We start from the raw sequence: 13,925 nt of genomic DNA, 5'->3' as shown, positions 1-13,925 counted from the left end.
GTGGGGCTATAGGGTTTATAAATTAAAGAGAAATCGCTTTAGAAAAAATAATATTGTGTGCTTATTTTTTCTAAGTCGATTTGCAAAAAATTGCTCGGTTTCGGTCGAGTATTCAATGAGTGATGATGCCAATAGGGGCGTTATGATTCATTATTCACATTGGGTTATTCCTAATGTAGTGATAACGCCTCTTGGCTTAATGCCTTGTGCGGACTAATGTCATTTTACCAATTTGATGTTATTAATCATGGGTTCGCTTAAAAAGCATCCTGAAAATGTTTTTGCAATAGGAAATGGGTCCACAAATGCAAGAAGTTGCTGACGCACTGCGTCTTGACACAGAGCTTTCCGCTGACAGTGCAGCGTATATTGAAGAACTTTATGAACATTATTTAACCTCACCAGACTCGGTTGGAGCTGATTGGCGTGAATATTTCGATAAATTCCCTAAAGGTGATCAACCGCATAGCAATGTACGTGAGCAGTTCCTATTATTAGGTCGTAATTCTAATCGTGTTCAAGCCGTTGTTCAAAGTGCAGTGAGCTCAGAACATGGCCAACGTCAAATCGGTGTGTTACAACTTATTGCTGCATATCGTAATCGCGGTCATCAAAAAGCAAAATTAGATCCTTTAGGTTTGGCTAAACGTGAAATCGTTCCAGATCTTGATCTTGCTGCGCATGGTTTAACTCAATCTGATTTAGATACTGTATTTAATACAGGGAATTTATCTATCGGAAAAAATGAAGCGACTTTAGGTGAAATGGTTCAAGCAATGGAAGCAACGTATTGTGCTTCTATTGGTACAGAGTACATGCACATTGTTGACACCAAAGAGAAGCGTTGGATTCAACAGCGTCTTGAAAGTGCAAAAGGTCAATTCAATTTTACTCCAGAACAGAAAAAACATGTTTTAGAGCGTCTGACAGCAGCTGAAGGCCTAGAGAAATTCCTAGGTAACAAATATGTTGGTGCTAAGCGCTTTGGTGTTGAAGGCGGTGAGTCTTTCATTCCAATGGTGAATGAACTCATTCAGCGTGCAGGTTCTGTCGGTTGTAAAGAAGTTGTGATTGGAATGCCACACCGTGGACGTCTAAATCTACTTGTTAATATTATGGGTAAAAACCCAGCTGACTTGTTTGGTGAGTTTGAAGGCAAATCAATTCATAAAAAAGGCTCTGGCGACGTTAAATATCACCAAGGTTTTTCTTCAAATGTGATGACACCAGGTGGTGAAGTACATTTAGCATTGGCATTCAATCCATCGCATTTAGAAATTGTTGGGCCTGTGGTTGAGGGTTCAGTTCGTGCGCGTCAAGTTCGTCGTAAAGATATTGGTGGTGATGATGTATTGCCAGTGATTGTGCACGGTGATGCTGCATTTGCTGGGCAAGGTGTCAATCAAGAAACTTTCCAGATGTCGCAAACCCGCGGTTATACCGTAGGTGGTACGGTGCATATTGTTGTGAATAACCAAGTTGGTTTCACGACTTCTGATCCACGTGATGCACGTTCTACAGAATACTGTACTGATATTGCAAAAATGATTCAGTCCCCAATTTTCCATGTGAATGGGGATGATCCTGAAGCTGTATTGTTTGTTGCTCAATTGGCGCATGATTTCCGTCATACCTTCCGTAAGGATGTAGTGATTGATATGTTCTGCTACCGTCGTCGTGGTCACAACGAAGCCGATGAGCCAGCAGCAACACAACCAATGATGTATCAAGTGATCAACAAGAAAGTGACTACACGTGCACTTTATGCAGATCAATTGGTTCAACAAGCAGTGCTTGATCGTGCAGTTGCAGATCAAATGATTGAAGATTATCGTTCAAATTTGGAAGCGGGTAAGCATGTAGCGAACGCGTTGGTTTTAGAACCAAATACCAAAATGTTTGTTGATTGGAAACCTTATTTAGGTCACGACTATACAGATGATTGGGATACAACATTCCCAATTGAGCGTTTAAAAGAACTTGGTGCAAAAATGCGTGAGCTTCCAGAAGGCTTCGTGATGCAACGTCAAGTGTCTAAAGTGATCGATGATCGCTTAAAAATGCAAACGGGTGAAATGCCGTTAAACTGGGGTGCTGCTGAAACTTTAGCTTATGCAACTGTTTTGGATGAAGGCTATTTATTCCGTTTAACAGGTGAAGATGTTGGTCGTGGTACTTTCTCACATCGTCATGCAAAACTGCATAACCAAGTTGATGGTTCTGTTTACATTCCATTATGTAACTTGAAAGAAAATCAACCTCGTACTGCTATTTATGATTCACTCTTGTCAGAAATGGCGGTATTGGCTTTTGAATATGGTTATTCAACGACTTTACCGAAAAGCTTAATTATTTGGGAAGCGCAATTCGGTGACTTCGCAAACTGTGCGCAAGTGGTGATTGACCAATTTATCTCATCGGGTGAAACCAAATGGGAGCGTGTTTGCGGCTTAACGTTGTTGCTTCCACATGGTTACGAAGGTCAAGGTCCAGAGCATTCATCTGCACGTTTGGAACGTTTCTTACAGCTGTGTGCCGAAGACAACATGCAAGTGATTACACCGACTACGCCTGCACAGATTTATCATGCAATGCGTCGTCAAGCGGTTCGACCAATTCGTAAACCTATGATTATCACTTCTCCGAAATCATTGCTTCGTCACAAATTGGCAACCTCTACTTTGGATGAGTTGGCAACGGGTACATTCCAAACTGTGATTGATGAAATTGATCAAATTAACAAAGCAGATGTCACACGTTTAGTACTTTGTGGTGGTAAGGTTTATTACGATTTACTTGAAAAACGTCGTGAACAAGAGTTGAGCAATACAGCGATTGTGCGTATTGAGCAATTATATCCGTATCCAGAAAAACGTATTGCTGAAATGCTTGTTTCTTATCCGAATGTAAAAGAAGTAGTTTGGACGCAAGAAGAACCGAAAAACCAAGGCGCTTGGTTATTTATCGCACCACGTCTTTATGATGATGTGATGAAAACAGGTAAACAAGTTCGTATTAGTTATGCAGGTCGTGAAGCTTCTGCTGCACCGGCTTGTGGTTCACCTTATTTGCATGCAAAACAACAAGCTCAGCTGGTTAACGACGCATTGGCGATTGTGGCTGAACAATCAGGAGATTCTAAATAATGGCAACCGAAATTAAAGCACCGGTATTCCCAGAGTCAGTTGCAGACGGAACAATCGCAACTTGGCACAAACAACCAGGTGAAGCTGTATCACGCGATGAAGTGATTTGTGATATTGAAACTGATAAAGTTGTTTTAGAAGTTGTCGCTCCTGCTGACGGTACAATTGCCTCAATCATTAAAGGTGAAGGCGAAACTGTTTTATCAAATGAAGTGATTGCTCAATTCGAAGAAGGTGCTGTTTCTGGTGCTGCGCAAACTCAAGCTGTTCAATCAGAGCAGAAAGTAGAGCAAGCGGCTTCACAAACTGAAGCAGGTGCTTCTCCCGTAGTAGAGCGTGCTCAGCCTGTGTCTGATCAAGCGCCTGCGGTACGTAAAGCATTGACTGAAACAGGTATTGCTGCGACTGATGTTGCGGGTACTGGTCGCGGTGGTCGCATTACGAAAGAAGATGTTGCTAATCATCAGACTAAACCAGCTGCTGCACCTTTAAGTGTCGCTGTAGGTGAGCGTATTGAAAAACGTGTTCCAATGACACGTCTTCGTAAGCGTGTAGCTGAGCGTCTTCTTTCTGCAACTCAAAACACTGCAATGTTGACTACGTTTAACGAAGTGAACATGAAACCTGTTATGGAAATGCGCAAGCAATTTAAAGATGCGTTTGAAAAGCGTCATGGTGCGCGTCTTGGCTTTATGTCTTTCTTTGTAAAAGCGGTTACTGAAGCACTTAAGCGCTACCCAGCCGTAAATGCATCAATTGATGGCGATGATATTGTTTATCATGGTTATTATGATATTGGTGTTGCGGTATCAAGTGAGCGTGGCTTAGTCGTTCCTATTCTGCGTGATACAGACCGTATGAGCTATGCTGAAGTTGAATCGGGCATTGGTGCTTATGCTGCGAAAGCACGTGAAGGGAAATTGTCCATTGAAGAAATGACAGGTGGTACGTTCACTATCACCAATGGTGGTACCTTCGGTTCATTGCTTTCTACGCCTATTTTAAACCAACCACAAACTGCGATTTTGGGTATGCATAAAATCCAAGAGCGCCCTATGGCAGTCAATGGTCAAGTTGAAATCTTGCCAATGATGTATTTAGCGCTTTCTTACGATCATCGCATGATCGATGGTAAAGAAGCAGTAGGTTTCCTTGTAACAGTGAAAGAGCTGTTAGAAGAACCAGCTAAACTCATCCTTGACCTGTAACTAATTTATTATAAATCTTCCTTCAGCTCGCTTGATGAAAGCGGGAAAAGTCCTCTTTAAAAAGAGGACTTAGGGAGAAAGAATGGGGATAAAAATGTCTCAACAGTTTGATCTTGTTGTTATTGGCGGTGGCCCAGGTGGTTACGAAGCAGCAATTCGTGCTGCTCAACTTGGTTTTAAAGTTGCTTGTATTGAAAAACGCATTCATAAAGGCAAACCATCTTTAGGTGGTACTTGTTTGAATGTAGGTTGTATTCCTTCTAAAGCTTTACTCGATTCTTCTCATCGTTATGAAGATACTGTTCATCATTTAGATGATCACGGTATTCGTACAGGTGAAGTGGCTTTTGATTTGTCTAAAATGCTTGCGCGTAAAGACAAAATTGTTGACCAATTGACTATGGGTATCGATGGCCTTCTAAAAGGTAACGGTATCGAGTGGTTAAAAGGTACGGGTAAATTACTTGCGGGTAAAAAAGTAGAATTTGTATCTCACGAAGGTGAAACTCAAGTTTTAGAGCCTAAGTATGTGATTCTTGCAACGGGTTCTGTGCCAATCAATATTCCTTCTGCTCCTGTAGATCAAGATGTGATTGTTGACTCAACTGGCGCACTAGAATTCCAAAAAGTACCTAAGCGTTTAGGTGTGATTGGTGCAGGCGTGATTGGTCTAGAGTTGGGTTCGGTTTGGCGTCGTTTAGGTGCTGAAGTTGTTGTATTTGAAGCAATGGATGCATTCTTACCAATGGCTGATAAAGCCTTGGCAAAAGACTACCAAAAACTATTGACTAAACAAGGTATGGATATTCGTGTTGGCGCGAAAGTTGCCGGTACAGAAGTCAATGGTTCAGAAGTGACTGTTCAATATACCCAGGGCGGTGAAGACAAAACTCAAACTTTCGATAAATTGATTGTTTGTGTGGGTCGTCGTGCCTATGCTGAAGGTCTATTGGCTGATGATTGTGGTATTAAACTGACTGAACGTGGTTTAGTTGAAGTGAACGATTGGTGTGCAACTTCTGTTGAAGGTGTATATGCAATTGGTGACTTAGTACGTGGTCCAATGCTTGCACATAAAGCAATGGAAGAAGGTGTGATGGCGGTGGAGCGTATTCACGGTCATGCAGCTCAAGTGAACTATGACACGATTATTTCTGTCATCTACACACACCCAGAAGCGGCGTGGGTGGGTTTAACTGAACAACAGGCGGTCGATAAGGGCCACGAAGTGAAAACTGGTCAATTCGGTTTTGCTGCAAATGGTCGTGCAATGGCTGCTGGTGAAAATGCTGGTTTCGTGAAGTTTGTTGCTGATGCGAAAACTGACCGTCTATTGGGTATGCACGTGATTGGACCTGCTGCATCTGATATTGTACACCAAGGTATGATTGCACTTGAATTTGTATCTTCTGTTGAAGATTTGCAATTAATGACTTTTGGTCATCCAACCTTCTCTGAGGTGGTGCATGAAGCTGCTTTAGCAGTGGATGGACGAGCGATCCACGCGATTCAGCGTAAACGAAAATAACAAAATGGAGCGGCTTAGGCCGCTCTTTTTCTATTTGATGGTTGTATTTATTTGAATAATCATCTAAAAATAAAGATAACAAGTTTTAAAACGTTTTAAAAAAATGCCAATACTGCATTGACGGATGTCGGGGTGTTGGTGGGTCATAACAAAGTGAAAAAGTAGTAAATAAAAAGGTCTTTTAATGAATTTACATGAGTATCAAGCCAAAGCGTTATTAAAAAAATATGGTATGCCTGTTCAAGAGGGTGTACTTGCGACCAATGCAGATGAAGCGGTAGCAGCATTTGAGCAACTCGGTGGAAAATTTGCCGTTATGAAGGCTCAAGTTCATGCTGGTGGTCGTGGAAAGGCAGGTGGCGTAAAAGTCGTAAAATCTGCTGAAGAAGCTGCGGAATATGCAAATAGTATCATTGGTACGCGTTTAGTCACTTATCAAACCGATGCTAACGGTCAACCGGTAAATAGTATTTTGGTGGCTGAAGATGTCTATCCTGTAGAACGGGAATTATATCTTGGCGCCGTGGTTGATCGCTCAAGTCGTCGTGTCACTTTTATGGCATCCACTGAGGGTGGTGTTGAAATTGAGAAAGTAGCAGAAGAAACGCCAGAAAAAATTATTAAAGTAGAAGTGGACCCTTTGGTTGGGTTATTACCATTTCAAGCGCGTGAAGTCGCTTTTGCTTTAAATTTAAAAGATGGTCAAATCAATCAATTTGTTAAAATTATGACGGCAGCTTATCAAGCATTTGTTGAAAATGATTTTGCATTGTTCGAGATTAATCCGCTTTCAGTCCGTGAAAATGGCGATATTTTGTGTGTCGATGCCAAAGTAGGAATCGATTCGAATGCACTTTATCGTATCCCTCAAGTTGCCGCATTACGTGACAAATCTCAGGAAAACGAACGTGAGTTAAAAGCGTCTGAATTTGACCTTAACTATGTTGCGCTAGAAGGTAATATTGGTTGTATGGTGAATGGTGCTGGGCTTGCAATGGCAACTATGGACATCATTAAGTTGTACGGTGGCCAACCTGCTAATTTCTTAGATGTGGGCGGCGGTGCAACGAAAGAACGTGTGATTGAAGCATTTAAAATTATTCTTGCAGATACTTCTGTTCAAGGGGTTTTAATCAATATCTTCGGAGGCATTGTGCGTTGTGACATGATTGCTGAGGCTATTATTGCAGCGGTTCAGGAAGTAAATGTAACTGTACCTGTCGTGGTTCGACTAGAAGGCAACAATGCTGAGTTAGGTGCAAAATTACTTGATGAATCAGGTTTGAAATTAATTTCTGCAAACGGTCTGTCTGATGCTGCGGAAAAAATTGTTGCTGCAGTGAAAGCGTAAAGGAGTATCAATCATGAGCGTATTAATTAATAAAGACACGAAAGTATTGGTACAAGGTTTTACTGGTAAAAATGGTACCTTTCATTCAGCACAAGCCTTGGATTACGGTACTAAAGTCGTGGGTGGCGTAACACCAGGAAAAGGTGGTCAAGTTCATCTAGATTTACCCGTATTTAACACCATGAAAGATGCAGTGAGAGAAACCAAGGCAGATGCTTCGGTTATTTATGTTCCTGCACCTTTTGTTTTGGATTCAATTATTGAAGCAGTAGATTCTGGAATTGAGCTGATTGTCGTCATTACTGAAGGTGTGCCAACTTTAGATATGCTTAAGGCTAAACGCTATTTAGAAACCTATGGTAATAATGCACGTCTTATTGGGCCGAACTGTCCAGGGATTATAACACCGGGTGAATGTAAGATTGGTATTATGCCAGGACACATTCATCAGCCAGGTAAAATCGGGATCATTTCTCGTTCTGGTACACTTACTTATGAAGCTGTTGCTCAAACCACCAAACTGGGTCTAGGCCAGTCAACCTGTATTGGTATTGGTGGTGATCCAATTCCAGGCATGAATCAAATTGACTGCTTAAAACTATTCCAAGAAGACCCACAAACAGAAGCCATTATTATGATTGGTGAAATTGGTGGAACCGCGGAAGAAGAAGCTGCTGAATATATTCAATCTCATGTGACCAAACCTGTAGTCGGTTATATTGCAGGCGTAACTGCACCGAAAGGAAAACGCATGGGACATGCAGGTGCAATTATTTCTGGAGGTAAGGGAACAGCTGAAGAGAAATTTATTGCATTTGAAAAAGCTGGAATGGCATATACCCGAAGTCCCGCAGAATTGGGTTCAACGATGTTACAACTTTTAAAAGAAAAAGGCTTGGCTTAATTAAATTAAAATTATAAAACCTCATCATTGGATGGGGTTTTTTATTTTCATTAATCACGGCAGAACTATCCATTAAGGCCTCACTATAAACTAGCCGTGCTTTCCTCTTGAGCTAAAATTTTGGTGATATGGTTTAATGATTAATTTAAAGTGAGCATTTAAAATTTGAAATAAATGTGCTTTAAGATAGTATTGAGTGAGAGAAATGTATAAATAATAAATATCAGAAAGTGAAGCAAAAATACCGCAAATGATTCCTTCTAGAAAGAAATAATTTAAGGATGATTGATGATAAAATAAAAACATCTCTTAGAGATCAGTCATCAAAACTTATACTTATTATTTAAGAAACTTTATATGACAATTTTGCATATCAATATAATAAAACAAGCAATAGTAGTGATAACTAAATCTTTATAATGAATATATATTTTTAAAAGTGTAATAAGTACACGTCGATCTGATCTGGTGTTGTCAATGTCCATAAATAAGGAAAGACTTACTCATCTCAAGCAACTTGAAGCTGAGAGTATTCATATTATCCGTGAAGTGGCTGCCGAATTTGAAAATCCGGTGATGTTGTATTCTATCGGTAAAGATTCTGCAGTCATGCTACATCTTGCCTTGAAAGCCTTTTATCCTGCAAAACTTCCTTTCCCATTATTGCATGTCGATACAGGCTGGAAGTTCAAAGATATGATCACATTCCGCGACAACATGGCGAAAACCCATGGTTTCGATTTGATTGTGCATCAAAACAAAGAAGGCAAAGATGCTGGAATTAATCCCTTTGATCACGGCAGTTCAAAATATACAGATATTATGAAAACCCAAGGCTTAAAACAAGCATTGGATAAGTACAAATTTGATGCAGCCTTCGGTGGTGCGCGTCGTGATGAAGAAAAATCACGTGCGAAAGAACGTGTATATTCGTTCCGTGATACGAAACATCGTTGGGATCCTAAAAATCAACGTCCAGAACTTTGGAACCTTTATAACGGTAAAGTAAACAAAGGTGAAAGTATTCGTGTGTTTCCATTATCAAACTGGACCGAGCTTGATATTTGGCAATACATTTACTTGGAAAGCATTCCATTGGTACCTTTGTATTTAGCTGCAGAACGTCCTGTAGTTGAACGTAGTGGTACACTCATTATGGTTGATGATGAACGTATGCCTTTAAAAGAAGGTGAAGTTCCACAAATGAAATCGGTACGTTTTCGTACTCTAGGATGTTATCCACTGACAGGTGCAGTTGAATCAACAGCCAACACCTTGCCAGAGATTATCCAAGAGATGCTACTTGCGACCAGTTCTGAACGTCAAGGTCGTATGATTGACCATGATGAAGCAGGCTCGATGGAAAAGAAAAAGCAAGAAGGTTACTTCTAATTTTTCGATCTAAAACCGATTTATAAGCATTTGTGGAGTTTGAGCAATGTCTCATCAATCTGAATTGATTAGCCAAGATATTTTGGGCTATTTAAAACAACATGAAAATAAAGACTTATTGCGCTTTTTAACGTGCGGTAATGTTGATGATGGTAAATCGACTTTAATTGGTCGCCTGCTTTATGACTCAAAATTGATTTATGAAGATCAATTACAAGCGGTGACTCGTGACTCGAAAAAAGTCGGTACAACGGGCGATGCACCAGATTTGGCGTTACTTGTAGATGGTTTACAAGCTGAACGTGAACAGGGTATTACCATTGATGTAGCGTATCGTTATTTCTCGACGGAAAAACGTAAGTTTATTATTGCGGATACACCAGGGCATGAGCAATATACACGTAATATGGCAACAGGTGCGTCGACGTGTGACCTTGCAATTATTTTGATTGATGCGCGTTATGGTGTCCAAACCCAAACACGTCGTCATACATATATTGCCAGTTTGCTGGGAATTAAGAATATTATTGTTGCAATCAACAAAATGGACTTGGTTGAATTCTCTGAAACACGTTTTAATGAGATTCAAGCGGAATATGCAGGTTTCGTTGCTCAATTGGGTGATCGTAAACCAAGCAACATCATCTTTACGCCCATTTCTGCATTAAATGGCGATAACGTGGTGAATGTTTCTGAACATACGCCGTGGTACACAGGTCAAACTTTAATGGGTTCGCTTGAATCTGTTGAAATTAACCGTGATACAGCACAACGTGATTTCCGTTTCCCTGTGCAATATGTCAACCGTCCGAATCTTGATTTCCGTGGTTTTGCGGGAACGATTGCGTTAGGCGAAATTAACGTAGGTGATACCGTTGTCGCATTACCTTCAGGTAAGTCTTCAACCGTGAAAGAAATTGTCACTTTTGATGGCAATCTTGAACATGCATTTGCTGGTCAAGCAGTGACATTAACGCTCAATGATGAAATTGATGTTTCACGCGGTAATATGTTGGTACGTGCAGATCAAGGTATTCCGACCATTTCACGTTCTGTAAAAGCGACTGTGGTGTGGATGGCGGATCACGCACTTGTGCTTGGTAAGTTGTATAACATCAAAATTGGTACGCAAACTGTTCCTGCGAAAGTGACTGCCATTAACTACCGTACTAACGTGAACACACTTGAGCAAATGCAAGTAGATCATCTTGATTTAAATGCGATTGCCAATGTAACGGTTGAATTTGATGCACCAGTGGTATTTGATCGTTACCAAGAGAGCCGCTATACGGGTTCATTTATTTTCATTGATCGTTTAAATAACGTAACGATTGGTGCAGGTATGGTGGAAGAGTCTGTTGAGTGGTCTGCACATAGCAACCCTGTGACAGCAGAAGATCGTGCAGCACGTTTGGGTCAAAAACCTGCGTCTATTACTGTATCAATCAAAGCTTTGGAATATGCACAAGCACTTGAGAGTTTATTGCTTCAGCAGGGGATTGTGGCAATTGCGAAAACTGATTTAGATGCTGCGCAAGTTGCATTGCTTCGTGAAACAGGTATTGCGGTAATTACGACTGTTGCCGAAGGGACAGATGTAAGCTTCGCGCAAGAGTCTGTCGAAGAATTGGCTGAGAAAATTGTGGAATTGGTTCGTTTATAAGAATGAGCTGATTTAGAAGAAACCCACCTAACGGTGGGTTTTTTATGTATTTAATATTTTTGTATTTGAATAATATTAAATTATTCAAATATCCCAGTGTTCACTTGGTTTGGTTTTTAGATTGAACATTGTGATATCTTATCAAGGCTTCATCGTTGTACTTTAATTCTTTGATAAATAAAAGATTGATTAATAGACCTCTTTCATAAATCAAAAAATGATCTTCTTTTTGGTTGATATTTGCACTCCGGATTTCTTAGCATTCGTGCATAATCTGCGGATGAAATACATCGATTCAAACAAGCTTTCTGATCCTCAGTTCAAGCGATACACTGGCATCTCATGGTCAACCTTCTATTTAATGGTTGAGCAATTGAAGAAACTTGTTCCTACTAAAGGCAGACCGCCCAAGTTAAGCCTGGAAGACCAGATTCTGCTCTGTCTAAGCTATTGGCGGGAATACCGAACCTTATTTCACGTTGCAACGAGTTACGGGGTTTCAGAGCCCACAGCCTCAAGAATTGTCCGTCATGTTGAAGACTGCCTGATTCAGTCCAATCTTTTTAATTTACCCAAAGATTTACCCGAGGGCGAAGGCATAGACTGGAATGTTGTGATCGTGGATGCCACAGAAATCCCAATACAAAGGCCTAAAAAAACAGAAGAAAAGCTATAGCGGCAAGAAAAAGACCCATACCTTCAAAGTACAGGCCATGATTCACTACAAGACTCAGCAAATACTGAGTTTATGTACCAGTCGCGGTGCTGTACATGATTTCGAGCTATTTAAAAGAAACATAAAGCTGATTCCTTCAGAAGCCTTTGTTCTTGCAGATAAAGGCTATCAGGGTATTTATGCTCTGCATCCGAATAGTCTGTTACCTTTAAAAGCCAAAAGACGTTGTAAATTGGATCCTGAACTAAAAATCTATAATCAGGAAATCAATAAAAGAAGAATAGGAATTGAGCATGTATTTGGCAGGCTTAAAACCTTCAAAATCTTTGCTGAGCGTTATCGAAATAGAGGTAAAAGACTCGGTTTGAGATTCAATTTAATTGCTGGAATCTATAACTTGGAGCTGAGTAAAAAATGATTTATGAAAGAGGTCTAATAAGTTTATTCCAATTTGGCCGAATAACTAAATATTTTATGGCTTTAATATCTAAGCTTAATGGTGTTCTGCTTTTTTTCCCGAATCATATTATAAAATAATATGATTTTTTGGATAAAGTACAAGTAATTTTTCTTGATACATTGGCTTAAGACATAAGTCCGAGCTGACTTCATTCCTTGCGCGATCTATGTTCAAATAAGCTTAATAAACTTGAAAAGTAACGGATAAGGAAAGCAATCATGTCACAAAAAATTATGCAGCAAGTCATCATTACCGAATCGGGTGGCCCAGAAAAATTAGCTTATGAAGCGGTCGCTATTCCAATTGCACAAGTAGATGAAGTTTTAATAAAAGTATATGCCTTTGGAATCAACCGTCCTGACATCTTGCAACGTCAAGGTTTATATCCAATGCCTAAAGGTGTAACACCTGTACCGGGCTTGGAAGTTGCAGGCATTGTGGAAGCAGTAGGAAGTGATGTCACTAAATTCAAAGTGGGTGACAAAGTTTGTGGTTTAACCAATGGTGGTGGTTATGCAGAATATTGTGTCGTGCCTGAAAGCCAAACATTGAGTATTCCTGAAGGGGTAAGCTTTACTCAAGCCGCAGCGATTCCCGAAACCTTCTTTACTGTTTGGGCGAATGTCTTTCAAATGGGTCAAGCCAAAGAAGGGGAAACCGTACTTATACATGGCGGAACCAGTGGCATTGGGACAACTGCGCTCATGTTGTGTAAAGCATTAAGCATTAAAACTTTCGCAACGGTAGGTACTGATGAAAAAGTACAATCAATTTCACATCTAACCACGGCTATTAATTATAAAACTCAGGACTTCGAGCAAGTCATCAATGAGAAAACAGAAAATGCAGGTGTTGATGTTATTTTGGATATGGTGGGTGCACCTTATTTAGAGAAAAATTTAAATTTGCTGCGTCGTGATGGGCGTTTGGTCTATATTGCTTTTTTGGGGGGGCGTAAAGCCAAAGAGATTAATCTGGGACATATCATGATGAAACGTTTGACCATCACGGGTTCGACGATGCGTGCACGTTCTACGGCTGAAAAAGCTGCAATTGCTCAAAGCCTAGAAGATACTGTTGTGCCATTTTGGGCGAAAGGTGAATGCTTACCCATGATCTACAAGACCTTTAAATTTGATCAAATTCAAGCTGCACATGCATGCATGGATACGGGTGAACATGTGGGCAAAATAGTAGTAGAAATTATATAAAAGCGGTGGGCCAGAAAAGAAAAGCTGAGTGATACTTGGCTTTTTTAATTGAAAAGTATGATAAAAAACCTAAATGTTGATAAATAGTGATCACTATTCGACACAACCTGTCAAAAGTGTGGTGTACATCCACTCTAGATTAAACCTGACTGATTTATTTGGTTTTCTGGGTTAAACGTAATACACACTAGAGGGTAGAGCGTGAAAATAGTATCGACATCATATACGCGTGCACAAGGTTTTCGAGCACTTAAGCGTTTGCACAAGGCTATTATTTATAACCGTATATTACATGTTGATTTGCATAAAATGTACAAAGCATTGATTCATTTGGAACGTTATATGGAACGTTTAAATCAGCAAAAATCTGCAAAAAAATAAAAGAA

Annotated in this window: 11 protein-coding genes; all 11 read left to right on the top strand. The window is 40.1% G+C overall.

Annotated elements, in window-relative coordinates; translation table 11 throughout:
• The first annotated feature begins 305 nt into the window (after nt 1-305).
• The 11 genes from H0S58_RS09495 (at nt 306) to H0S58_RS09450 (ending at nt 13,920) form a co-directional block, all read left to right on the top strand.
• Complete coding sequence (locus tag H0S58_RS09495; protein ID WP_195726382.1) at nt 306-3,146, top strand: 2-oxoglutarate dehydrogenase E1 component; 2,841 nt, start codon at nt 306-308, stop codon at nt 3,144-3,146.
• Nucleotides 3,146-4,354, top strand: coding sequence for a 2-oxoglutarate dehydrogenase complex dihydrolipoyllysine-residue succinyltransferase (odhB, locus tag H0S58_RS09490; RefSeq protein ID WP_053579843.1), 1,209 nt, complete (start codon nt 3,146-3,148; stop codon nt 4,352-4,354). Before H0S58_RS09495 ends, odhB begins: the two co-directional genes overlap by 1 nt.
• A gap of 94 nt (nt 4,355-4,448) precedes the next feature.
• Complete coding sequence (gene lpdA, locus H0S58_RS09485) at nt 4,449-5,882, top strand: dihydrolipoyl dehydrogenase (protein ID WP_195726381.1); 1,434 nt, start codon at nt 4,449-4,451, stop codon at nt 5,880-5,882.
• A gap of 184 nt (nt 5,883-6,066) precedes the next feature.
• Entirely contained in the window at nt 6,067-7,233 is a 1,167-nt protein-coding gene (gene sucC / locus H0S58_RS09480; RefSeq protein ID WP_092717578.1) for an ADP-forming succinate--CoA ligase subunit beta, read from the top strand.
• A 13-nt stretch (nt 7,234-7,246) separates the two neighbouring features.
• On the top strand, nt 7,247-8,137 hold the full coding sequence (sucD, locus tag H0S58_RS09475; protein ID WP_195726380.1) for a succinate--CoA ligase subunit alpha: 891 nt from the start codon (nt 7,247-7,249) through the stop codon (nt 8,135-8,137).
• Nucleotides 8,138-8,620: 483 nt separating this feature from the next.
• The gene (gene cysD, locus H0S58_RS09470; RefSeq protein WP_171250383.1) at nt 8,621-9,529 is read left to right on the top strand and encodes a sulfate adenylyltransferase subunit CysD; all 909 of its coding nucleotides are present in this window, start codon (nt 8,621-8,623) and stop codon (nt 9,527-9,529) included.
• A 46-nt stretch (nt 9,530-9,575) separates the two neighbouring features.
• On the top strand, nt 9,576-11,192 hold the full coding sequence (cysN, locus tag H0S58_RS09465) for a sulfate adenylyltransferase subunit CysN (protein WP_195726379.1): 1,617 nt from the start codon (nt 9,576-9,578) through the stop codon (nt 11,190-11,192).
• Between the two features lie 217 nt (nt 11,193-11,409).
• Nucleotides 11,410-11,868, top strand: a complete 459-nt coding sequence (locus H0S58_RS13970) for a transposase family protein (RefSeq protein WP_265088218.1) — start codon at nt 11,410-11,412, stop codon at nt 11,866-11,868.
• Nucleotides 11,816-12,286 carry a transposase family protein gene (locus H0S58_RS13965; RefSeq protein WP_265088219.1) on the top strand — a complete coding sequence of 157 codons (471 nt, stop codon included), beginning with the start codon at nt 11,816-11,818 and terminating at the stop codon, nt 12,284-12,286. The genes H0S58_RS13970 and H0S58_RS13965 overlap by 53 nt, the downstream gene beginning before the upstream one ends.
• 260 nt (nt 12,287-12,546) lie before the next feature.
• The gene (locus H0S58_RS09455; RefSeq protein ID WP_195726378.1) at nt 12,547-13,539 is read left to right on the top strand and encodes an NAD(P)H-quinone oxidoreductase; all 993 of its coding nucleotides are present in this window, start codon (nt 12,547-12,549) and stop codon (nt 13,537-13,539) included.
• Between the two features lie 201 nt (nt 13,540-13,740).
• A complete protein-coding gene (locus H0S58_RS09450) occupies nt 13,741-13,920 on the top strand; it encodes a hypothetical protein (protein WP_195726377.1) in 180 nt (59 codons plus the stop codon).
• Nucleotides 13,921-13,925: the final 5 nt, after the last annotated feature.

This window comes from Acinetobacter sp. TTH0-4 (assembly GCF_015602665.1).
Classification (GTDB): Bacteria; Pseudomonadota; Gammaproteobacteria; order Pseudomonadales; family Moraxellaceae; genus Acinetobacter; species Acinetobacter albensis.
This window is presented reverse-complemented; position numbering and strand designations above follow the sequence as displayed.

Excerpts from the sequence above, each read along its gene's own strand:
- H0S58_RS09495 (WP_195726382.1), top strand. The coding sequence starts at position 306 with ATGCAAGAAGTTGCTGACGCACTGCGTCTTGACACAGAGCTTTCCGCT.
- odhB (WP_053579843.1), top strand. The coding sequence starts at position 3,146 with ATGGCAACCGAAATTAAAGCACCGGTATTCCCAGAGTCAGTTGCAGAC.
- lpdA (WP_195726381.1), top strand. The coding sequence starts at position 4,449 with ATGTCTCAACAGTTTGATCTTGTTGTTATTGGCGGTGGCCCAGGTGGT.
- sucC (WP_092717578.1), top strand. The coding sequence starts at position 6,067 with ATGAATTTACATGAGTATCAAGCCAAAGCGTTATTAAAAAAATATGGT.
- sucD (WP_195726380.1), top strand. The coding sequence starts at position 7,247 with ATGAGCGTATTAATTAATAAAGACACGAAAGTATTGGTACAAGGTTTT.
- cysN (WP_195726379.1), top strand. The coding sequence starts at position 9,576 with ATGTCTCATCAATCTGAATTGATTAGCCAAGATATTTTGGGCTATTTA.
- H0S58_RS13970 (WP_265088218.1), top strand. The coding sequence starts at position 11,410 with ATGATCTTCTTTTTGGTTGATATTTGCACTCCGGATTTCTTAGCATTC.
- H0S58_RS13965 (WP_265088219.1), top strand. The coding sequence starts at position 11,816 with ATGCCACAGAAATCCCAATACAAAGGCCTAAAAAAACAGAAGAAAAGC.
- H0S58_RS09455 (WP_195726378.1), top strand. The coding sequence starts at position 12,547 with ATGTCACAAAAAATTATGCAGCAAGTCATCATTACCGAATCGGGTGGC.